This window comes from Micromonospora sp. LOL_015 (genome assembly GCF_048060275.1).
In the GTDB taxonomy this organism is placed as follows: domain Bacteria; phylum Actinomycetota; class Actinomycetes; order Mycobacteriales; family Micromonosporaceae; genus Micromonospora_E.
Genome location: NZ_JBHMIO010000001.1, coordinates 464,247 through 484,990 on the forward strand (window position 1 = coordinate 464,247; position 20,744 = coordinate 484,990).

19 protein-coding genes and 1 other RNA gene are annotated in these 20,744 nt (G+C 72.9%); 5 read left to right on the forward strand and 15 right to left on the reverse strand.

Annotated features, from left to right (window positions below; all coding sequences use genetic code 11):
• Window positions 1–291: 291 nt before the first annotated feature.
• From ACFHWU_RS02000 to ACFHWU_RS02040, 9 genes are all read right to left on the reverse strand, one after another.
• On the reverse strand, window positions 292–447 hold the full coding sequence (locus ACFHWU_RS02000) for a hypothetical protein (protein ID WP_416556353.1): 156 nt from the start codon (window positions 445–447) through the stop codon (window positions 292–294).
• A gap of 89 nt (window positions 448–536) precedes the next feature.
• Window positions 537–956, reverse strand: an RNA gene (gene rnpB / locus ACFHWU_RS02005) — RNase P RNA component class A.
• Between the two features lie 162 nt (window positions 957–1,118).
• Entirely contained in the window at window positions 1,119–1,733 is a 615-nt protein-coding gene (locus ACFHWU_RS02010; protein ID WP_416556352.1) for a histidine phosphatase family protein, read from the reverse strand.
• A 33-nt stretch (window positions 1,734–1,766) separates the two neighbouring features.
• Window positions 1,767–2,528 carry a sulfite exporter TauE/SafE family protein gene (locus tag ACFHWU_RS02015; protein WP_416589663.1) on the reverse strand — a complete coding sequence of 254 codons (762 nt, stop codon included), beginning with the start codon at window positions 2,526–2,528 and terminating at the stop codon, window positions 1,767–1,769.
• Window positions 2,529–2,586: 58 nt separating this feature from the next.
• Window positions 2,587–3,801, reverse strand: coding sequence for a bifunctional RNase H/acid phosphatase (locus ACFHWU_RS02020; RefSeq protein ID WP_416556350.1), 1,215 nt, complete (start codon window positions 3,799–3,801; stop codon window positions 2,587–2,589).
• Window positions 3,798–4,538, reverse strand: a complete 741-nt coding sequence (locus tag ACFHWU_RS02025; protein ID WP_282231635.1) for a zinc ribbon domain-containing protein — start codon at window positions 4,536–4,538, stop codon at window positions 3,798–3,800. Before ACFHWU_RS02025 ends, ACFHWU_RS02020 begins: the two co-directional genes overlap by 4 nt.
• The gene (locus ACFHWU_RS02030; RefSeq protein WP_416589664.1) at window positions 4,535–5,566 is read right to left on the reverse strand and encodes a Nif3-like dinuclear metal center hexameric protein; all 1,032 of its coding nucleotides are present in this window, start codon (window positions 5,564–5,566) and stop codon (window positions 4,535–4,537) included. The genes ACFHWU_RS02025 and ACFHWU_RS02030 overlap by 4 nt, the downstream gene beginning before the upstream one ends.
• A 105-nt stretch (window positions 5,567–5,671) precedes the next feature.
• The gene (locus tag ACFHWU_RS02035) at window positions 5,672–6,238 is read right to left on the reverse strand and encodes a flavoprotein (RefSeq protein WP_416556348.1); all 567 of its coding nucleotides are present in this window, start codon (window positions 6,236–6,238) and stop codon (window positions 5,672–5,674) included.
• Between the two features lie 48 nt (window positions 6,239–6,286).
• Window positions 6,287–7,519, reverse strand: a complete 1,233-nt coding sequence (locus ACFHWU_RS02040) for a helix-turn-helix domain-containing protein (protein WP_416589665.1) — start codon at window positions 7,517–7,519, stop codon at window positions 6,287–6,289.
• 297 nt (window positions 7,520–7,816) lie between these two features.
• On the opposite strand from ACFHWU_RS02040, the gene ACFHWU_RS02045 reads away from it, so the two are divergent.
• Window positions 7,817–8,551, forward strand: coding sequence for a bifunctional DNA primase/polymerase (locus tag ACFHWU_RS02045; protein ID WP_416556346.1), 735 nt, complete (start codon window positions 7,817–7,819; stop codon window positions 8,549–8,551).
• Between the two features lie 280 nt (window positions 8,552–8,831).
• On the forward strand, window positions 8,832–9,083 hold the full coding sequence (locus ACFHWU_RS02050; protein ID WP_416556345.1) for a DUF3040 domain-containing protein: 252 nt from the start codon (window positions 8,832–8,834) through the stop codon (window positions 9,081–9,083).
• Between the two features lie 62 nt (window positions 9,084–9,145).
• Here the strand turns inward: ACFHWU_RS02050 and ACFHWU_RS02055 are convergent, their stop codons facing one another.
• The 4 genes from ACFHWU_RS02055 to ACFHWU_RS02070 form a co-directional block, all read right to left on the reverse strand.
• Window positions 9,146–10,060, reverse strand: coding sequence for an SWIM zinc finger family protein (locus ACFHWU_RS02055; RefSeq protein ID WP_416556344.1), 915 nt, complete (start codon window positions 10,058–10,060; stop codon window positions 9,146–9,148).
• Entirely contained in the window at window positions 10,057–13,245 is a 3,189-nt protein-coding gene (locus ACFHWU_RS02060) for an SNF2-related protein (protein WP_416589666.1), read from the reverse strand. Before ACFHWU_RS02060 ends, ACFHWU_RS02055 begins: the two co-directional genes overlap by 4 nt.
• Before the next feature lie 79 nt (window positions 13,246–13,324).
• A complete protein-coding gene (locus ACFHWU_RS02065) occupies window positions 13,325–15,064 on the reverse strand; it encodes an ABC transporter ATP-binding protein (RefSeq protein ID WP_416589667.1) in 1,740 nt (579 codons plus the stop codon).
• Window positions 15,061–16,878, reverse strand: a complete 1,818-nt coding sequence (locus ACFHWU_RS02070) for an ABC transporter transmembrane domain-containing protein (RefSeq protein WP_416556341.1) — start codon at window positions 16,876–16,878, stop codon at window positions 15,061–15,063. Before ACFHWU_RS02070 ends, ACFHWU_RS02065 begins: the two co-directional genes overlap by 4 nt.
• Before the next feature lie 192 nt (window positions 16,879–17,070).
• Between ACFHWU_RS02070 and ACFHWU_RS02075 the strand changes: the two genes are divergently transcribed.
• From ACFHWU_RS02075 to ACFHWU_RS02085, 3 genes are all read left to right on the forward strand, one after another.
• Window positions 17,071–17,235, forward strand: a complete 165-nt coding sequence (locus ACFHWU_RS02075; RefSeq protein ID WP_416556340.1) for a hypothetical protein — start codon at window positions 17,071–17,073, stop codon at window positions 17,233–17,235.
• Window positions 17,236–17,434: 199 nt separating this feature from the next.
• On the forward strand, window positions 17,435–17,563 hold the full coding sequence (locus tag ACFHWU_RS02080) for a hypothetical protein (RefSeq protein WP_416556339.1): 129 nt from the start codon (window positions 17,435–17,437) through the stop codon (window positions 17,561–17,563).
• Window positions 17,564–17,567: 4 nt separating this feature from the next.
• Window positions 17,568–18,218 (forward strand): acVLRF1 family peptidyl-tRNA hydrolase, encoded by a 651-nt coding sequence (locus ACFHWU_RS02085; RefSeq protein WP_416556338.1) that lies wholly within the window; start codon window positions 17,568–17,570, stop codon window positions 18,216–18,218.
• 638 nt (window positions 18,219–18,856) lie between these two features.
• Here ACFHWU_RS02085 and ACFHWU_RS02090 read toward each other — a convergent pair.
• A complete protein-coding gene (locus ACFHWU_RS02090; protein ID WP_416556337.1) occupies window positions 18,857–19,123 on the reverse strand; it encodes a hypothetical protein in 267 nt (88 codons plus the stop codon).
• Between the two features lie 30 nt (window positions 19,124–19,153).
• Window positions 19,154–20,737 (reverse strand): hypothetical protein, encoded by a 1,584-nt coding sequence (locus ACFHWU_RS02095; RefSeq protein ID WP_416589668.1) that lies wholly within the window; start codon window positions 20,735–20,737, stop codon window positions 19,154–19,156.
• Window positions 20,738–20,744 lie beyond the last annotated feature (7 nt).

Genomic DNA, 20,744 nt, shown 5'->3' on the forward strand with positions numbered 1-20,744 from the left:
AGACCCGTCAGCAGTGCCCATGCCGTTCGGACGCGCTGGCGATCCCGGCCCTGTGGCACCGAAAGTCAGCCGGAAGCGGTCGGCCGCACACCGTTCCGTTAGTGCTGAACACACGGCCGTGAACCGTCGGAACGGCGGCCCGGTCACCGGCCGACGGATGCCCTCAACGAAGCACAGATTTCACAGCGCATAGATATTCGGCTATGAACGAGATTAACTGGGGCGGCGTCGAGCGTCAAGCAGCTCCAGCCACTCGGGCAACAGCCCGACCGACCGATCCACCTCTCGGAGCTACCGCCGGTCACCTGACCGCCGCCGGTCGGCGTCTCGGATGGCGTGCCGGACAGCAAGGCGGATGACCCAGTAGAGGACGACGAACCCGACCGCGTAGACGACGAGGGCACCAACGGGGACGGCGAGGGAGCCGATCTGCAGGATGTCGGACACGGCACCGACGATAGAACCTTGGCGCGAACGTCGATGCCCGCCCTGTTGACGCAGCCGGCGGTACGCGCGTGGCTGTGAGCTGGGGTGGACGGACGAGTCGACCTGTACGCCGGATTCTGTCCCGTACGCGCCGGTTGCCCGGGTCGCGCAGCGGTGGCGGCCATCCATCTAGGCCTACCGTCGCCGGCAGGCTCCAGCGGCCTACCCGCAGACTCGGGCGGGCAGCCCTCAAACGCCTGCGCAGGTCGACGTCTGGCGACGCCGGCCCTCTTGGCCTTGCTCCGGGTGGGGTTTACCGAGCCATCCCGGTCACCCGGGATGCTGGTGGGCTCTTACCCCACCGTTTCACCCTTACCGGGCGTTTCACCGCCCGGCGGTCTGTTTTCTGTGGCACTGTCCCGCGGGTCGCCCCGGGTTGCCGTTAGCAACCACCCTGCCCTGTGGAGTCCGGACGTTCCTCGGCAGCAGGGGACGTATCCCCCCGCTGACGCGGCCGCCCGGTCGACTCGTCCGTCCGAGGATCAATCGTACGCAGCCCACGATCATTGCCCGCCCGCAGGCCCGGCGGACCACCACGACCAGCCCAACAGTGATCTAGAAGAACCATGGTCGATATACCGGCCTAGTCCTTCTAGATCCAAGGCACGACACACGCCCCACAGCCAGGCGGCTCAGGTCAGCAACTCCACCGGTGGCTGGCCCCGCTCGCCCGGCGGCAGGTGGCCGATGTCGTTGAAGCTCACCAGGGTCGGCGGAGCGTCGCTGCGCCACTGCACGATCGTCAAGCCGCAGTTGAACTGGTTCAGCCCGAGCCACCGCCAGAACGGCGCGTCCAACGTGTGCCTGACGGCCCACCCGATCACGAAGTTGTGCGTCACCACCAGCTCATGCCGGTCGACGTCGCCGACCCACCCCCAGTGGGCCACGGCCGCCCGCAAGTGCATAGCGCCGGGGTCGCGCTCCGGCTTCGGGACCGCGTCAAGGAAGTCGGCGTACCGCTGCGGCACCGCCTGGTTGGCGCGCCCGGGTGCCGGGACCGGCGTCACGTCGGCGGCGAGCCGACACTCGTGCACCGCAACCCCGGGCAGGAGAGCCGCGATCTCCTCGGCGGTCTGCGCGGCCCGCGCTGCCGGACCGTGGTGGACGGCGTCGAATGGCACCGCACGCAACCGCTGACCGAGCCGGCGTGCCTGGCGCCGGCCCAGCTCTGACAGGCCAGGGTCGGGCCCGGTCCCGTCGCTGTTCTGCTCGCCGTGCCGGACCAGATACACCAGCGTTCGCGCCATCCGACCATTATCGTCAAAGGATCGGCCAGCGGGTCAGCGTAGGGCGCGGGCATGCAGCAGTACGCCGATACCGACGCCGAAGGCGACGATGCCGAAGCGCAGTACGGTCGGCGGCAGCTTGCGCACCACCCGCGCGCCGACATAGCCGCCGACGATGGTGGCCGGGGCGACCGTCACCGCCGCGGCCCAGTCGACCGGGCCGAAGATGGCAAACACGGCGGCGGTGGTCACCCCGACCGCCGCCGACAGCAGGTTCTTCAGCGCGACGACGCCGTTGAGCGCCTCGTCGAGCACCAGGGCCAGGCCGGCGACCAGCATCACCCCAAGCGCGGCACCGAAATAGCCGCCGTACGCGGCGCAGAAGAAGGTCATCGCCTGCAGTGACATCTGTTCGCGCCCGGCTGGCAGGTCGCGGGGTTCGCCGACGAGGCGCCGCAGCTGGTTCTGGAAGCCGAGCACCGCCGCCGCGCTGATCACCAGGAACGGCACGATCAGCTCGAAGGCCCGGGGCGGGGTGATCAGCAGCAGGACGCAGCCGAGGACCGCCCCGGCGACGGCGGTCGGGACGAGGCGCCACAGCCCGCGTCGGCGCGGCAGGTCGTCGCGGCTGCCGACGGTGCTGGCCACGTAGCCGGGGCAGACCGCGATCGCGTTGGTGACGTTCGCCGACACCGGCGGCAGGCCGACGGCGATCAACGCCGGGAAGGTGATCAACGAGCCGCCGCCGGCCGCCGCGTTGACGGTGCCGGCCGCCAGCCCGGCCCCGACCAGCAACGCGAACGCGAGAAGATCCATCCTGCGAGGCTAGCGGCGCACCGGCCGCCCGGGTCAGACGGTGGCGATCCCAGCGAGGTCAGGGGGTGGCGATGGCGGCGAGGTGGGCGGTGTCGTTGACGGTACGCACCGCCACGCCGCCGTCCGGCCAGGTGTCGATCACCGAGATGCCGGTCGGGTCGAGGTAGAGCCGGTGCAGCAGCGCGTCCCCGGCACCCAGCGCGTCACGCAGCATGATCTTCAGCGGGGAGACGTGCGAGACCACCACCACGGTCTTTCCCCGGTACGCGGTGAGCAGTTCCCGCACTACCCGGCGGACCCGGCCGGCGACCTGGGCGAACGACTCCCCGCCGGGCGGGGACAGTTCGGTGGAGGCCAGCCAGGCGGTCAACTCGGCCGGCCAGCGTTCCCGTACCTCAGCGAAGGTACGGCCCTCCCATTCGCCGAAGTCGCACTCGATCAGGTCGGCCTCGGCGCGTACCGGTGGGTCGCCGACCTCGGCGGCGATCGACCGTGCCGTGTCGACGCAGCGCGACAGCGGCGAGCAGACGATGACGTCGACCTTGGCCCGGATCACCGCGATCCGGGCGGCGGCGGCGGTGGCCTGCGCCGCGCCCTGCTCGGACAGCGGTACGTCGCCGCGCCCGGAGTAGCGGCTCTGCTTGTTCAGCCCGGTCTCGCCGTGCCGGACCAGGATGAGCCGGGTGGCGGTGGCGGTGGTCGGCGGCTCCCAGGAGGCGGCCGGGGCGTCACCGGCCCCGGCGATGGCGAACATCGACGGCTGGGCCTCGACGACCGATCCGACGGAGGCCGGCGGGGCCGCAGACGCAGCCGACGCGGCAGGTGCCGGCGGAGCCTTGGCGGCCTTGGCCGGTTTGCCGGCGGCCTGGTCCATCGCCTGGTTGGCCAGGGTGTCGGCGCGCTTGTTCTGCTCCCGGGGGATCCAGCTGAACCTGACCAGGTCGAACTCGCGGACCAGTGTGGCGGCCTGCGCGGCGAGTGGCCGCAGCCCCGGATTTTTGATCTGCCACCGGCCGCACATCTGCTCGACGACCAGCTTCGAGTCCATCCGTACGTCGACCGAGGTGGCGCCGATCTCAGCGGCGGCCCGCAGCCCGGCGATCAGCCCCTGGTACTCGGCGACGTTGTTGGTGGCGACGCCGAGCGCCTCGCCCCGTTCGGCGAGCACCGTGCCGGTGTCGGCGTCGAGCACCACCGCCCCGTACCCGGCGGGCCCGGGGTTGCCCCGGGCGCCCCCGTCGGCTTCGACGACGACCTTCAAGGCGGCCGTCACAGGCCCGACTCGGCGGTGCGCACCATGATCCGGCGGCAGTCCTCGCAGCGGAGGACCTCGGCCGGGTCGGCCGCCTTGATCCGGCCCCGTTCGGTGGCGGAGAGTTCGAGTCGGCAGCCGCCGCAGCGGCCGGCGCGCATCAGCGCGGCGGCCAGCCCACCCGAGTTTTCCCGGATCTTGTCGTAGAGGGCGACCAGGTCGGCTGGGAGGTCGCCGGCCAGCGGGGCGCGGGCGGAGGTCTTGAACTGTTCCTCGCTGGCGATCTCGGCGAGGTTGCGTTCCCGGGTCTGCTCGACCTCAGCACGCCGTTGCCGGGTGCTGTCGATGCGTCCGGTGACCTGGTCGAGTGCGGCCTGCGCGGTTTCCCGCTGTTCCATCAGCTCCAGTTCGGCGTCCTCCAGCTCGGTCTGCCGGCGGGTCAGTGACGCGAGTTCGTGCTGCAGCGCCTCCAACTCCCGGGCCGGGCCGGAGCCGGCGGTGAGCCGGGCCTGGTCCTTGTCCTTGCGGGCGCGGACCTGGTCGACGTCGCGTTCCAGTCGGGCGATGTCGCGGTCCAGGTCGTCGACGGCGACCTGGGCGCGGACCCGCTCGTCCTCCAACGCCGACAGTTCCCGCGCCAGGGCGTCCAGCTCAGCGTGCTCGGGCAGGGTCCGTCGCCGGTGGGCGAGTTGGGCGAGCGCGGTGTCGATCGCCTGCAGGTCGAGCAGGCGGCGCTGGGCTTGCGGGTCTGCCTTCACGGATGGGGCTCCTCATGGGTGGATGCGGCGGGCGCGGAACGGGCGGGTGCCGTAGGAGTAGGGCGGGCGGGCGCCGTAGGCGTAGGGCCGGCGGGCGCCGTAGGCGTAGGGCCGGCGGGCGCCGTAGGCGTAGGGCCGGCGGGTGCCGTAGGCGTAGAGCCAGTGGGTGCCACGCGGGAGCGGCCGGCGGACGCTGTGTGCAGCGTCCATGGGTCGGTGTCGAGGTCGGAGACGGTGGCGGCGACCCCGAGCTCACCGGTGAGGTACGCGGCGAGGTCGTCCAGCCAGGGGCGTTCGGTGGCCCAGTGGGCGGCGTCGAGCAGCGCCGGACCGCCAGCGGCGGTCTGTTCGCTGACCGGGTGGTGGCGCAGGTCGGCGGTCAGGTAGGCGTCGACTCCGGCGGCGCTCGCGGCAGCCAGGTACGAGTCACCGGCGCCGCCGCAGACCGCCACGGTGGTGACGAGGCGTCCCGGGTCACCGGCGGCCCGTACCCCCCAGGCGGTGGCCGGCAGCACCTCCGCGGCGTGCCGGGTGAGTGCGGCGAGGGTGAGCGGCTGGCGCAGCGTGCCGATCCGGCCGGCGCCCTGGCCGGCGACGGCGGCGGCCGGGCTGCCGGGTGCCGCCGGCGCCAGGGGCCGCAGGTTGGTCAGGCCGAGCCGGTCGGCGAGTGCGTCGGAGACCCCGGGTCGGGCCACGTCGGCGTTGGTGTGTGCGACGTACAGCGCGACGCCGGCCCGGATCAGGTCGTGGACGATCCGCCCCTTGTACGTGGTGGGGGCGACCGAGGAGACGCCGCGCAGCAGCAGCGGATGGTGGGCGATGATCATGTCGGCTCCGGCGTCGACCGCCTCGGCGACGGTTTCCGGTACGCAGTCGACGACGCACCACACGTGCCGTACCGGGGCATCCGGTTCGCCGAGGACCAGGCCGACGCGGTCCCACTGCTCAGCCCAGGCCGTCGGGTAGCGCCGCTCGACGGCGGCGGTCACGTCGGCGACCCGTACCGGTGATGCTGCAGTTGTGTCCACGGCGGCCCAGCTTACCCATCCACCCGCCGCGCTCCGGACGTTCAGGCGCGGCGGCGTCCGTTCGGCTGTGGGGCGTCGCGCCCCGTCGGTCCGGCGGCGTCCCGGTCAGCCGTCAGTGGTGCCGGCGGACAACTGTTCGTCGAGCGCATCGAGGGTGAGGTGCCAGGGGATCCGGTCGATGATCTGGTCCCCCTCACCGGGCGGCCGCAACGGCAGCACGTCGTCACCGAGCAGCACCCGCACCCCCCAGCCACGCAGCCGTGCGACGCTCGCCTGGAACGCCGGATGCCGGGCGAGCGCGGTGTTGGTGAACGGCAGTGTGACGATCGGCAGGCCTTTGCCCTGTGCTTCGACGACCAGTCCGAGGGCGAGGGTGTCGGTGATCCCGGCGGCCCACTTGTTGATCGTGTTGGCGGTGGCCGGTGCAACGATCATCGCGTCGGCGGGGGGTAGTACGTCCGGGTCGCCGGGGTTCTTGTAGTCGACCCGGACCGGGTGACCGGTCTGTGCGGCCAGCGCCGGCAGGTCGACGAACTTGCGTCCGTCCGGGGTCACCACCACGCAGACCGACCAGCCGCGTTGTCGGGCGAGCGTGACCAGCCTCCCGACGTGGCGGGAGGCTGGGCTGCCGCAAGCGATCACGTAAAGAATCCGGGCACCGGCCGGGGTCACACCCTCACCTCTCCATCGATGGGTACGTGGCTGTTGCGAGGTGACGGGTCACACGCCGACCCCCATCTGTTCGGCGAGTTCGGCGACTGGCGCCGACGGCGTACCCCGGGTACGGCGCAGCACGTCGGACATGACGGCATGGGCCACCGGTCGGCAACGGATCTCCGCCGGGGCGAGCCGGTCGCCCTCCAGCAGCATCTCGGTGGCCTTCTCCAGCTCGCCGAACTGGGCGTAGCCGCGGGCGATGTCGAGCAGGTGGTGCGCCCGCCGTTCGGGCAGCAGGGCGCTGAAGCCCGGATCCTCCATGACCACCCGGTGGGTCTCGACCGCCGCCCGTCCCTCGCCGAGCTCCACGGCGGCCGCAGCCCGGTGCAGTTGCACGTTGGTCGGGCCGAAGCAGGTCCAGTAGTGGTTGCGGTTCTCGCCGAGCGCCCGGGCCGCATCGTCGGCACCGTTGACCAGTTCCCGGACAGTTGCGCTGTCGCCGAGCCGGGCAGCGGCCATCGCACCCTGCAGCAGCAGCAGGCCGTAGACGGACAGCTGCTCCGGGGTGCTGCTGCGGCTGTCCGTCGGGGCGAGTCGGTTGGCGATGTTCACGTTTACCTCGAGGGCTGCACGGGACCGGCCGAGGGCCAGGAGCGCGTTGCCGACCCGGCAGGTCGCCACCCCGGTCAGCAGCCGGTCGCCGGCCCGGTGCGACACCGCGATCGAACGGTCGGCGGCCAGCCAGGCGAGATCGTGCTCACCGAGCTTGCGCAGCGTGGACGAGGCAATCTGGTAGAGCTGGCCGAGCAGACTCGCCGCCTGCTGCGCATCGTCGTCACCGGTGTAGTGGGCGTCGGCGGCCTGCGCGTCACGCAGCAGCCGGGGCAGGGCCCGGGCCAGCACCCCGTACTTGGCGTGCTGGAAGGTCAGCCAGGCGTGGTTGGTCGCCTTGTGCATCTCGGCGAGCGGCGGCAGGCTGTTCGTGGGTCGGAAGAACGTACTGATCGAGTCGTAGCGTTCCAGTGCGGCTCGAATCTCCTCCACCTCCACCTGGTCTATGCAGGTGACGCTCTCCGGCCGCCGCTCCGGGTCCTTGCCGAGCAGCAGTTGCGCGTCGAGCTGTAGCACGTCGGCGATCTCGTGGATTACCGAGAACTTGTCCAGTCGGCGCACCCCCCGTTCGACCTTGTCCACCCAACTCTTGGATTTGCCGAGCCGGTCGGCGAACACCTGTTGGGACATTTTGCGTCGGCCACGCCAGTAGGCGACCCGTCGACCGATGGGTAACTCTTCCACGCTCATGTTCCCCCTCGCGGTGCCGGGCACCTAGGAGCCGGCAAACGTGCTGGTCGATGCGGCATCCCCCCGGACGCCGGGACCACTGACCGTGCTCATCGCACAGGCAGTGCGTTAGGTCCATCACAGATGGTCGTAGTTTTCGATGCAACTTGCAAAGGGTTGGCAGGCGAAAGTTCCGGCGTGTCGCCGGGGGCGTACCCGCCCCGGCCACGCCGGATCCGGCTGCCCTGATCCGACCGGCCGGACCCGGCAGTGGTCCGGCCGGCACCCAGATGTCTTGGAGGAATCTCGATCATGCGGTGGACGGTCCAACCGCCTTTCGTCCGCCTGCGGCTACGCCGCGGCGCGCTGCGCTACGCCAGGCACGGCTGGCCGGTGACGCCAGGGGCGTACCTGCACCAGGGGCGCTTCCGGTGCGACCGCCCCGGCTGCCCCACCACAGGCTGTCATCCAGCGTTGCAGCACTGGGAACGGGACGCCAGCGACCAGCGCCACCAGGTCGGCTCGTGGTGGCGCCAGCAGCCGCATACCGTCCTGCTGACCACCGGACAGGCGTTCGACGTACTCGACGTGCCGGCCCGGCTCGGCCTGCGGACGCTGTGCACGCTGCGGCTGCGCGGCGGTGCCGCGGCGCCCGGCCGGGGCCAGCTGCGCGGGCCGGTCGCGGTCACCCCGACCGGGCGGTGGATGTTCCTGGTACGCCCGGGTGACGCGCTGCGCCCGGAGCTGGCCGATTCCCTGGACGTCATCCAGCACGGGCCGGGCTCCTGGATCCCCGCCCCACCGACGGTACTGCCACAGGGGCCGGTCCGCTGGGCGGTCGATCCGGACGAGGTCGGCTGGCGGCTACCTGACTCGTACGCCGTGCAGCGGATCATCGTCGACGCCCGGGAAGCCGCCGCCGCGCCACCACGGCTGCCGCAGCCCCGCAGCGCGCCGGTCGGGCCGCTGCCGGGCACCGTACCGCTCGCTCCGGCGGCCGCGGTGTTCGTCCCCCGGCAGACGTCCACCCTGCGCCGGGCGTTGTGACCTTCCCAGCAGTCACCTGCGGGCGACTCCACCGGCCCGGGTGCTCACCCGGGTAGGCGGATCTTCCCGGCTGCCGCCGGCCCGGGACCTGACGGTCCCGGGCCGGCGGCCGTCCTGTTTGCCGGTTGAGGCGCAAGCTGCAGGACCGGGCTGCGTGAGCGGCGGGCGATTGGGTAATGCCCCGATGGCCGTTCGGTACGCATCGGTTCGGTACGGATCCGGGTTACCGGGCCTCGCCACCACGGCACGGCCGTCGGGACGTTCGGAGGGAAGGCACGCCATGCTCAGCAGGGAGGATCAACGCCGGTTCGACCAGATCGCCCGCCATCTGCGGACGACCGATCCGGACTTCGTCGCCCGCCTGGGCGATCAGGCCGCCAACCGGCGGAATCGGGCGGCGATCATCGCCTGTGTGCTGCTCTGGGCGGTGGTGCCGCTGCTCGCCCTGTTCGGCGGCTGGATCGCCGCGTCGATCTGCACGGTGGCGCTCACCGCCGCCGGGCTCCTCGCGCTGCGGGCCCGCCGCTGGTAGCCGCGTCCGCCGTCGGCCGCCCGGCGGGAGCAGTCGCCGGCCGGCCGCACCGGCAGCCCGGGTCAGTCGTCGGCCGGCGCGGGTTCGGCGAACCGCCGGTAGGCCCGGCCCAGCACCGTCACCAGGGCCGGTCCGCCGATCGCCGGTGACGGCGCGCCAAGCTGGCGCAGCAGCAGGTCGGCGCGGGCCGGCAGGACCGGCTCACGGTCCGGCAGCGGCACCGGTGCACGCCAGAATCCGGCGTCCGACGTGGCGACGGGTTCGGACAGGCCAGCCAGCGCGGGGCCGGCACCGACCGGGGACCTCACCGGCAGCGCACTGGAGTCGGTGGACGGCGGGGCAGCGTCGGCGGACGACGCACCGCCGTCACCACGGGCAGACGGCCCGTCGCCGCCACGGGCGAGCCGCAACTGACGCAGTAGGGTGGCCCGGTCCCGCCCCCGCCAATGCAAGATCTGGAACGGGTCGGTGTCGAACTCCTCGGCGAGCAGATAGCAGGTAGCGGCCAGATGCTTGCACGGCACCGCCGTGTCGGGACAGCTGCAGCTCATCGCCAGCTCGTCGACCCCGGCCGGGAACAGGGGTGCCCCGGCGGCGACGAACACCTGCTCCAGCTCCGGCGGCAGGTCACCGGCGAGCAGCCGGGCGCTGTACAGCGCCTGACCGGCCAGGGTGCCTTCGATCCGCCGCCACACCGCGTCGCCGTAGCGCCGCAGCCCGATCCGTGCCTGGTACGGCCGGGGCCGGGAACCCTGTACCTGGGCGGTCACCACGCCAGGTGCCACAGTCAGGGCGAGCACCTGCCCGGCTCGGGCGTAGGAGCGGCCCCGGGTCAGCCGGGTGCCGAGCGCGAACGACTCCAGCACGTCGACGAAGCGGCGCGACCACCAGGACTGACCGATCGCGCCCCGGGTGCTGCGGGCCCGCAGCCCGCCGTCGACCCGCCGGGGCCGGCCGAAATCGGCGAACGAGCTCATTCGACCACCGCCCCTGCCTCCAATGTAAACAGATCCCGCAGCTGCGCGGTCGACAGCTCGGTCAGCCACTGCTCACCGCTGCCGACCACGGTCGCGGCGAGGCCACGCTTGTCCGCCACCATCGCCGCGATCTTCTCCTCCACGGTGCCGGCGCAAACGAACTTGCGGACCTGCACCGCCCGCCGCTGGCCGATCCGGAACGCCCGGTCGGTGGCCTGGTCCTCCACCGCCGGGTTCCACCACCGGTCCACATGCACGACATGGTTGGCGGCGGTCAGGGTCAGCCCGGTGCCGCCGGCCTTCAACGACAGAACGAACAGCGGCGGACCGGCCCGCCCGTCGCCGTCGGCGTCGCCGCCGGCCTGGAACCGGGCCACCAGGTCGTCGCGGTCCGCCTTGCCCAGGCCGCCGTGCAGGAACAGCACCTCCCGACCGGTGTACGACGACAGGTACCCGCGCAGCATCGCGCCGAACTCGGCGTACTGGGTGAACAGCAGCGCCTTCTCCCCCGCCGCCAACACTTCGTCGAGGATCCCGGTGAGCCGGGCCAGTTTGCCGGAGCGTCCGGCCAGGTGCGAGCCATCGCGCAGGAACTGCGCCGGGTGGTTGCAGATCTGCTTGAGCTTGGTCATGGTGGCCAGCACCAGGCCGCGACGCTCGACGCCGTCGCTGGACTCGATCCGCCCCATCATGTCGTCAACCACGGCCTGGTAGAGCGACGCCTGCTCGGCGGTGAGGTTGCACACCACCTCCATCTCCAACTTGGCCGGCAGGTCGGAGATGATCGAGGTGTCGGTCTTGAGCCGGCGCAGCACGAACGGGCTGGTGATCCGGCGCAGCCGCTGGGCGGCCTCGGCGTCGCCGTGGCGTTCCACCGGTTCGGCGTAGCGGCGGCGGAAACTGGCCGCGCCGCCGAGCAGGCCCGGATTCGCGAACTCCATGATCGACCACAGGTCGGCGAGGCGGTTCTCCACCGGCGTACCGGTGATCGCGACCCGGTGCCGGGCGGGCAGTGACCGGATCGCGACGGCCTGCCGGGTCGCCGCGTTCTTGATCGCCTGCGCCTCGTCGACCATGATCCGGTGCCAGCCGACGCCGGCCAGGTCGGCGGCGTCCCGGGCGGCCACCGCGTAGGTGGTGACCACCAGCCGGGCGTCGGTCACCGCCGCGACGAATTCCGGGCCGCGGGGTCGGTCGGCGCCGTGGTGCACGTGCACCGTCAGGTCCGGCACGAACCGGGCAGCCTCCCGCTGCCAGTTGCCGACCAGCGACATCGGACAGATCAGCAGCGTCGGTCCGGCGTCGGGTTCGTCGGCGGCGAGCAAGGCGAGCAGCTGTACGGTCTTGCCGAGTCCCATGTCGTCGGCGAGTACCCCGCCGAGTCCCAACGAGTCCAGGAACCGCAGCCAGGCCAGACCCCGCTGCTGGTACGGGCGCAGCCGGCCCCGGAAACCGGCCGGCTCGGTCACCGGGGTGAGCCGGCGCTCCACCTCTCCGCTGAGCAGGTCACCGAGCGCCCCGTCGGCGTCGATGCCGAGCACCGGCAGCGGCAGCGCGACACCGTCGCCGTCGCCGTCGAGAGCGACCCGCAGCAGATCGGTGACGGCCAGCTCACCCCCGGAGCGCAGCAGTTTCAGTCCGGCGGCGAGCCGGGTCGGGTCGACCTCGACCCATTCGCCGCGTAGCCGTACCAGCGGGCTCTTGGCCCGGGCCAGGTCCCGCAGCTCCTGTTCGGTCAGCGGCTGGTCGCCGAGGGCGACCTCCCAGCGGTAGTCGACCAGGGCGGACGTGCCGAAGTCGCGGTCGACGGCGACGGTACCCGGGGCGGTACGGCTGCTCGCCCGCAGCCGGGCACCGAGTCGGGCGGTGGGCCGCCGCCACCACGACGGCAGCAGGACGCCGAACCCGGCGGCGTGCAGGGCCGGCGCGCCGTCGCGCAGGAACCGGTGGGCGGCGGCGACGTCCAGGTCCATCCCGTCGGGGGCGGCGGTGCGCAGCGCGTCGTCGATCGCCGGCCACAGGCGGCTGGCCCGGCCGAGCTCGGCCAGCAACGTCTCCTGCGGGTCGGCGGTGTGCCGGGTGAGCGGCTGAAGCTGCCGGCCGCCGCGCCAGATCGCAGCGGCGTCGACCAGCAGGCTCGGCTCGGCGGTGGCCTGCAACGCGAACTCCAGCCGCCAGCCGACGGTGGCGGCACCGTCAGTGGCGTCACCGTCGGTGCCGGAATCGTCGATGGCGGGATCGGGGTCGCGTTCGGGTTCGCGCAGCCGGAACAGGGCCCGCACCGGGCCGCCGGCCGCGTCCCGCTGCCAGTGCTCCAGCTCGGCGACGAGCGCGTCGAGTGCCGCGACCGGGGCGGTGAAGTCCCGCCGGGGCCCGGTCAACGCGGCCAGCCAGGCGTCGCGGGCGGCCAACGGCCCGGACCGGGCACGGTCCTCGGCCAGCCGTACACCGTGCAGCGCGGCGCGGGCGGCGGCGTCGGTCAGCGCGTCCAGTGCCTCGGCGACACGCCGGTGTCCGGTGCCGGACGCCCCGGCGGCCAGCGCCGCCGCCGGGGTGGCCAACGCCAGCGACCGGGCCCACCGTTGGTCGACACCGGTCAGCAGCGGCAGCCAGCAGGCGGTGGCCGACCCGGGTGCCGCGCCGGGCCGGGCAGCGGGTAGCACCCGGCCCCGGGCGACCAGTTCGGCGGCGAACCCGGCGAACAGCGCCAGGTGGCGCACCCCGGCGCCGATCACGAGCCCGCCCGGCAGATCGTCGCCCGGCAGACCGTCGCCAGGCGCGATGTCGGCTGCCGGATCGACCTCGTGCAGAGTGCAGAGCACCGGCAACGCCTCGTCGGCGTCGAACTCCAGGGTGGACACCAGCCAGTCGGCGCGGCCGCCGTCGCGGGCCAGCCCGGTGGTCGGCGCGTCGGACTGGGTACGGACCAGCTCCGGTGACTCGACCGGAGCACCGGTGATGGTCGGCAGCCGGACCGCCGTACTGCCGGTGACCGCCTTCACCGCCACCGGCCCGAGCAGTGGGCTCAGCGCGGCGACCAGGGTCTCGTGGCCGGCGGCGAACGGGTGCGGCCGGCGGCGCGGCGGCCGCCCCGGCCGCCGGGGCGGCGCCGACGGCAATGTCGAGTCCTCGGCCCAGACGGCGAGCCGACCGGCGGGGCCGAGTAGCCCCTGCACCACCAGCACACTCACTCCTTCGCCGTCGCACCTGCGCCGATGGTACGGGTGGTCCGGCTGGCACGGCCGACGCCACCGCCGGGGGCGGTCAGCCGTGCCAGGAGCGCCACAAGGCGGCGTATGCGCCGTCGGCGGCGATCAACTCGTCGTGGCTGCCCTGCTCGGTAATTCGACCCTGGTCCAGCACCGCCACCCGGTCGGCGTCGTGGGCCGAGTTCAACCGGTGTGCGATGGCGATGACGGTCCGCCCGGCCAGTACCGCCGCCAACGCCTGCTCGGTCCGGCGAGCGGTGGTCGGGTCCAGTGCCGCGGTCGCCTCGTCCAGGATAAGGATGTCCGGATCGGCGAGCACCAGCCGGGCGAGCGCCACCTGCTGGGCGTGCGCGGCCGGCAGGTCGAGCGCGCCGTCGCCGAGCAACGTGTCCAGGCCGGCGGACAGGTCGGCGTACCAGTCGGCACCGACGGTGACCAACGCGGACCGCAACGCCTGGTCGGACGCTTCGGGGGCGGCGAACCGCAGGTTCTCACGCAGCGTACCGATGAAAACGTGGTGTTCCTGGGTAACCAGGGCGATCCGGCGGCGCCGCTGCGCCGGGTCGAGTTCGGTGACCGGGCAGCCGCCGAGGAGCACCGCGCCGTCGCGGGGCGCCTCGATGCCGGCGATCAGCCGGGCCAGGGTGGACTTGCCCGCCCCGGACGGGCCGACGATCGCCAGCCGTTGCCCGGCGGCCACCGTCAGGTCGATGCCGCGCAGCACGTCGACGCCGCCGCCGTAGCCGAAGGTCAGACCGGTCACCCGCACCTCACGGCCGGTCGGCGTGGCGTTCCGGCCGCGCGGCTCCGGCGGCACCTGCCCGACGCCGAGCACCCGGGCGTACGACGCCAGCCCACGCTGGGCCTGTTCGATCCACTGCAGGATGGTGTCCAACGGCTCGACGGCCTGCTGCAGGTAGAGCGCGGCGGCGACCACCGCGCCGAGGGTGACGGTCTCCCGGTGCAGCAGCAGCCCGCCGACCAGCAACGCGGCACCGATCGGCAACGCGACACTGGCCTCGGCCACCGGAAAGTACACCGAACGCAGTGCGAGGGTGGCCCGCCGGGCGGCCCACAGGTCGGCGATCCGGGTCCGGCCGGCGCGGATCCGTTCGTCGCCCAGCCGCAGCGCCTCCACCGTACGGGCACCGTCGGCGGTGGTGGTCAACGTGTCGGTCAACGCGGCCATCGCCGCGCCCTCGGTCAGGTAGGCCGGGCGCGCCCGACGCAGGTACCACCGGGTCACCGCCACGATCGACGGCAGGCCGATCAGGCCGGCCAGCCCCAGCAGCGGATGCAGCCAGAACACCGCGCCGAGCAGCAGGACCAGCTGCGCGGTGGCGATCACCACCACCGGCACCACATCGCGGACCATGGTGCCGACCGTGGCGACGTCACTGGAGCTGCGGGTGGCGAGGTCGCCGGTGCCGGCTCGTTCGACCACCGACACCGGTAGTCCGAGGACGCGGTGCACGAAGTCCTCGCGGAGCCGGGCAACCGCCCGTTCGCCGAAGCGCAGCCCGACGTACCGGGCGAAGCGGGTGAGCAGCCCTTCCAGCAGGACGAACCCGATCAGCGCCGCCGCCAGCCGATCGACCGCCGCCACCGACGCACCGACGGTGACCACGTCGACGATCCGGCCGAGCAGCCACGGCCCGGCCAGGCCGGCCAGGGCCGCGCCGACGTGCAGCACCAGGATGCCGGCGACCACCCAGCGTTGCTGACCGAGTAGTTCACCGGTCGCCCGCCGGACGGTACGCGGATCGGCCACCGGCAACCGACCGGAGGCGGTCACGGTTGCCCCGCCCCGGGCGTCGGCCCCGCGGCCGGCCCCGCAGTCGGCCCCGCAGTCGGCCCCAGGGTCGGTCCGGCCGCGTCGGTCAGTTCGCCGCCCCGGGCGACCAGCGCTCGGTAGTCCGGGTCGCCGACCAGCAGCTCCGGGTGGCCGCCGATCCCGACAACCCGACCGCCGCGCAGGTACGCCACCGTGTCGGTGACCGCGAGCAGCAGCGGGGACGTGGTTACCAGCACCGTGGTCCGGTCTGCCCGCGCGACCCGCAGCCGGTCGGCGACCCGTGCCTCGGTATGCGCGTCGACCGCCGAGGTCGGCTCGATCAGGATCAGCACCTCCGGCTCCACCAGCAGCGCCCGGGCCAGCCGGACCCGCTGGCGCTGGCCACCGGAGAGGGTACGGGCGCGACTGCCGATCGGGGTAGCCAGGCCGTCCGGCAGCGACGTCAGCACGTCGTCGGCGGACGCGACCCGGACCGCCGCCCGCACCCGTCGGTCACCGGCCGCGTCCGGCTCGTCCGCCCGCCCACCCTGCAGGATCTGCCGCAGCGTGCCGGCGAACAGGTACGCGTCGTGGTCAGCGACCAGGATCCGGGCCCGCACCTCGTCGAGCGCGACCGCGCCCAGCGGCACCGCGCCCCAGGTCACCCCGGACCGGCGGAACCGGCCCAGCCGGTCGGCCAGGGCCTGCCCGTCGCCCGGGTCGTCGGCCGCCACCCCGATCATCCGTCCCGCCGGCACGGTCAACCCACTGTCGGGGTCGTGCAGGTCTGCCGGCTGCCGTGGAGCGGCGGTGCGCCGCACCGCCAGTTCCGTCACCGGGTCAGGGGTGAGCCGCAGCAGGGCCACGATCCGGCGGGCCGCGACCCGGCCCCGGATGAACTGGTAGCTGCCCTCCTGCAGGAACCAGACCGGGACGGTCAGCGCGGCCACGTACCCGTAGACGGCGACCAGCTCCCCGATGGTGATCTCGTCGGCGACCGCCATCCGGGCGGAGATCCACACCACGGCGGCGAGGAACAGGCCGGGGACGGTGACGGTGAGTGCCTCGATCCAGCTGTTCACCGCTGCGACCCGGTAGCCGTGCCCACGCAGCCGCTGAGAGTGCTCGACGTAGCGGTCGGCGAACAGGGACCGACCGCCGACCCCGGCCAGCACCCGCAGCCCGGCGACGATGTCACCGGCGCGGGCGGTGAGCTGGCCCTGTTCCCGCCGATAGGTCTGCTCGGCCCGGTCCAACCGGCGCAGCAGCGGGCCGAGCAGCGCCGCGACCACCGGCACGCCGATCAGGATGACCGCAGCAAGCACCGGCGAGACCGTCCAGAGCAGGACCGCGACCACCAGGTACGCCAGCACCGCGCCGACGCCCGGCCCGGTCAGGGTGAGCACGTGCGAGGTGTGGGTGATGTCGGTGCCGCCGACGGTGGCCACCTCGCCGGTGGCGAGCCGGCTCGGTAGGACCGCGCCGATGCGCGCCAGCTGCCGCGACAGCACCCCGGCGGACCGGGCGGTGGCGTCCTCGCGGATGTAGGTCATCGTGCGGTGCCGCAGCACACCAACCACGGAGATCAGCACCCCGGCGACCAGGACGGCGCCGACCCACCACGCCAGTACGGCCCACCGGCCGGGACGCAGTCCGTCGTCGATCGCCCGGGCCACCAGGTACGGCCGACCGGCCAGGCCGACCATCCACACCGTACTGAGCAACGCGCCGCGCAGTACCCGCCACGGTTGGCGACACACCAGCCACCACAGGTAGCGCACCGGCCCCCGGATATCGGGACTGCCCGGATCGGGGTGCGGGATCAGCGGCGGCACCGGCCCAGGCTAAAACGTCCCAACTCACACCGCCGACACATTTTCCCCCGTCGGCCGACTGTGTCGTCGGTCACCGGGCACCGCCGAGCTGGGCCGCACCGCGACCGGGCAGCTGGCACCGGTCGGGCAGAATCGGCGGCAGTCCGATGATTCGATCATCGGGGTGGGTCGACCCTGGGATGGTCCTGGCTGGTGTGGCCGGTCGGGGCTGCCGTGCTGACGGCCGCCGGATATGTCACGGCGACGCTGCCCCGACGTCGGGCGCACCAGCACGCCCGGCGCGCCGACGAGCTGTGGCGTGCCGCAGCCGGACCGCAGGACCGGGCATGGGACGCGCCGTCGGCACCGAGGTGGTGACGGCACGTCGCCGACGGCGCGACCCTGGCCGACGCGCCGCGACCGGATGCGTCGGCCGCCGCTGCCACGCTCGGCCAGCAGATCATCGACCTGGACCGCCGGTACGTGCGGGCGAACGAGGTACGCCGGCGGCGAACACGACACGGTCGGCGGCACCGGGGAGCGAGGTGACTTCGTCCGGCGGTACCGTCGACTCACCATGGACTACACCGACCTGCTTGCCGACATCGTCGCCGCCGACCGGGCCGACCGGCTCACCGCCCGGCTGGAGCAGTTGATCGGACGCGGCCGCGAGCTGGCTGGCTCCCCCGCCGTACCGGGGGGCTGAGCGGATGCGCGGCGCGCGGCCGGCGGCCGGCGGTGGCCGGTGGGTGGAGATCTCCCCGGAGCGTCTGCGGGGCTGGCTGGACGGCTTCTACGGCCGGCACGACGGCGCCACCGAGGACGGGCTGACCCTGACCGGGGCCAGCAACGGCGACACGGCGACCCTGCATCCGCCGCCCGGAGTCGACGGGATCAACGACGTCGACGGTCTGCTCGCCGCACTGATCCGGCCGCCGCGCATCGGCCTGCTGCTGGCCCGCAAGGGCGCGGTGGCGGTCGGTGTCGTCGACGGCACCAATGTTGCGGTGTCCAAGGTGGAGCGCCACTACGTGCAGGGACGCACCGCCGCCGGCGGGCAGTCACAGCAGCGGTACGCCCGGCGGCGCGACAACCAGGCGACGGCGGCGGCCGGCCGGGCCGCCGACATCGTGGCCCGGGTGCTGCTGCCATTCTGTCCCGCCGACGCTGAGGAGCCGATCCGCGCGCTGGTCTGCGGCGGCGACCGGTTGATGGTCGACGCGGTCCTCGCCGACCGGCGGCTGGCACCGTTGCTGCCGGTGCGCCACCCGCACCTGCTGGACTGCCCCGAGCCACGGCTCGCCGTGCTGCAGGACGCCGCAGTCGCCGCCCGTCGCGTCCGCATCCACCTGGTGCCGTAGGCCGGACGCCGTCGGCTCAGGAACGAACGAACGTCGCGGTGCCGGTGTTGCTCGGCGAACCCGCGTCCACCCAGTGCATGTCCGCCCGGTCCGACTCCTGCAGGATCAGGGTCCACTGCGCCGCGCCGACGCACAGGGACCGCGAGTTGACCGTCGTACGCTGACGCAGGTGGATCTCCCGGTCTCGAACTGCTCCCGACCCAGCGGCACCTCCGTCTCCAGCATCGGGACGTGGACCGACGTCGCCGCCGCCCGCTCGTCAGCCACAGTGGCCGTCGCGCCGAACGTACCTCGCCGACCGCCACGTCGGGCGGCGACCTGGGACATCTACCAGGGCCTACATCCATTGGCCGCCACCGCCGCCGTCGTGCTGGCCTGGTTCTACACCGCACCGCCCGGCCGGTTCAACTACCGAGGCTTGGGTGAGGTGACCGTCGCGGCGATCCTCAACGGGCTGTGGCCGATGGTCGCAGTGCTGCTGCAGACCGTTCGGATGATGGTGATGAACCTCGGCGACCGCGGCGATGCTCGGCGTCCTGCTCGGCGCGGTGCTCGCCGGATACCTGGGCCTGTTCGCCCACCGGATGTGGCTGGCCGGACGGACCTGCCCGACCAGCGCACCGGTCGACCACCGCTGATCACAACGACTGGGGCACCAACTGGTCCGGCACCGCCGTCGGTGCCGGACCGGTGTCGTCGGCCGCTGACCGGTCGGCGTCGGCGACCGCCGGCCCGGTGGGTGGCTCGGCGGCCAGCAGTTCGTTGAGCACCTGGATGGCACCGGTGATCCGCAGCAGGGTCTGCTGGATGTCGGCCCGCCTGGCCTCCACCTCGGCGAGCATCTGCTGGCCGGCGCGCAACTCGGCCTCCAGCTCGGCAACCCGCTGTTCCAGTTGTTCCCGCATAGGTTCGTCCGTCCCGTCGAAGGTCGCTTGTCACTCGTTGGAGATTTCGAACTGCCAGAAGGTCCTCGTGTGCGAAGCAGGAGGCTGCCCCGGAATCCAGGTCAGGGCGTGGAAGTATGGGCCGCCGTCATACTTTCTGCCACTGTCCCAGATGTAGCTGTCGTAGAAGGTGTTCCGTAGCTTGCAGACCAGCTCGTTGTCGGCCAGCTTCTTCAGGATCTTCAGCTCACGCTCACCGATGACGACGTCACCGATCCGCACCGCCCTCGCGGTCACCTGCCCGGCATGTACACCGCGATACTCGCCATCGCCCGCTCTGAAATGGAAACCGTCCGGGTCCACTTCGAGCTGGTACGCGTACCGGCCACCGTGCTGGAACCGGATGGCGAGCGTCGTGGGCGGCACGGTGGGCGGCGCCGCGTCGGCCTGTAGCAGCTCCAGGAAGACGAGCTTGCGTCCCGGCTCGACGTCGCGGGCGTCGCGGCGCAACAGCAGATGCCGGTGCTCGGCCCGCACGGCCAACTGGTGACCCTCGACGGCATTCATGCCGACCCCGACCTGGCCGGCCGGGTTGATGGTGAGCCGGGCGGCCTGACTGGTGACCAGCGTCAGCGGGCTCGTCGTCCCGGTGCCCACGATCATCCCGGCCGGCGCACCGAACATCCCGGTGTCGTGCGCCATCACCCGGCCGTCCACCTTCACCGTGCGTACCGACAGCTTGGTGGTCGCCGTGCCGACCACGTCGACCACCCGCCCCCAGCCGTCGGCACCCGACAGGTCGGTGGTGCCGATGCCGACGTGGCCGTCCGCGCCGACGAAGAGCCGGGTCGTTCCGGCCGGATCCGAGTTGTGGGTCCGCACGTGCAGGCCACGCCCGGCGGCCGACCGTCCGTCGTACTCCACCGAGAAGCCCTGGTTGGCCGCGCCGGCCCAGAACCTTATCCCGCCGCGACGCTGATCGTCGGCGGCGAGCCGGAACGTCAGATGCCGGTCCTGCGGGTCGAAGTCGCCCACGTCCAGACCGCCGCCGACGGCGTCGGTGCCGATCCCGATGCCGCCGGACATCGACAGGCTGGACCGATGGGCGGTGGTCGGGTCGACCGTGACGTCGCCGTTGTCGGCCACCGTGAGCCGGCCGAGCAGCACCGTCGGCCCCTCCAGCTCGGGCGGGGCCTCGGCGGGGGCGACCGCCGTCGCGCCGTTCGGGGCGACCGCCACGACCTTTGGCCGCTCCTCCCAGCGTCGGGCGCCTACCCCTCCGTCCCCGGTCTGCCCCACGTCCGTCGGGGACTCCTGGTAGGCCAGATGCACCTCGATGTTCTGCTGGTTGGCGAATCCCGGACCCAGCGACAGGTCGGTGCCGGCGGCCAGGACGAGGTGCCGGCCCAGGGCGTCGACCGCCATCCCGGCGGAGACGGTGACCGTGGTCGGCTCGTCCGCCGCGGTCAGGGTCAGGCCGTCGCTGACGCCGGTGAGCCGCAGCAGCCGACTCTGCCGGCGCTCGCGGTCCAGGTGGAACTTCTGCTCGTCGATGAAGTCCTGGTCCTCCAGGAACTGCCCGTCGAAGAAGCGGACACGCTTCGATACGACGTCAGGTTGGGTGTAGTCCGCCATCGGACCT

What these genes read in the sequence shown, in the direction of transcription:
- ACFHWU_RS02010 (WP_416556352.1), bottom strand. Translation starts at nt 1,733, where the DNA reads ATGGCGCGAACGCTGGTGTATCTGGTCCGGCACGGCGAGCAGAACAGC.
- ACFHWU_RS02015 (WP_416589663.1), bottom strand. Translation starts at nt 2,528, where the DNA reads ATGGATCTTCTCGCGTTCGCGTTGCTGGTCGGGGCCGGGCTGGCGGCC.
- ACFHWU_RS02045 (WP_416556346.1), top strand. Translation starts at nt 7,817, where the DNA reads ATGCGGTGGACGGTCCAACCGCCTTTCGTCCGCCTGCGGCTACGCCGC.
- ACFHWU_RS02050 (WP_416556345.1), top strand. Translation starts at nt 8,832, where the DNA reads ATGCTCAGCAGGGAGGATCAACGCCGGTTCGACCAGATCGCCCGCCAT.
- ACFHWU_RS02055 (WP_416556344.1), bottom strand. Translation starts at nt 10,060, where the DNA reads ATGAGCTCGTTCGCCGATTTCGGCCGGCCCCGGCGGGTCGACGGCGGG.
- ACFHWU_RS02080 (WP_416556339.1), top strand. Translation starts at nt 17,435, where the DNA reads ATGGACTACACCGACCTGCTTGCCGACATCGTCGCCGCCGACCGGGCC.
- ACFHWU_RS02085 (WP_416556338.1), top strand. Translation starts at nt 17,568, where the DNA reads ATGCGCGGCGCGCGGCCGGCGGCCGGCGGTGGCCGGTGGGTGGAGATC.
- ACFHWU_RS02090 (WP_416556337.1), bottom strand. Translation starts at nt 19,123, where the DNA reads ATGCGGGAACAACTGGAACAGCGGGTTGCCGAGCTGGAGGCCGAGTTG.
- ACFHWU_RS02095 (WP_416589668.1), bottom strand. Translation starts at nt 20,737, where the DNA reads ATGGCGGACTACACCCAACCTGACGTCGTATCGAAGCGTGTCCGCTTC.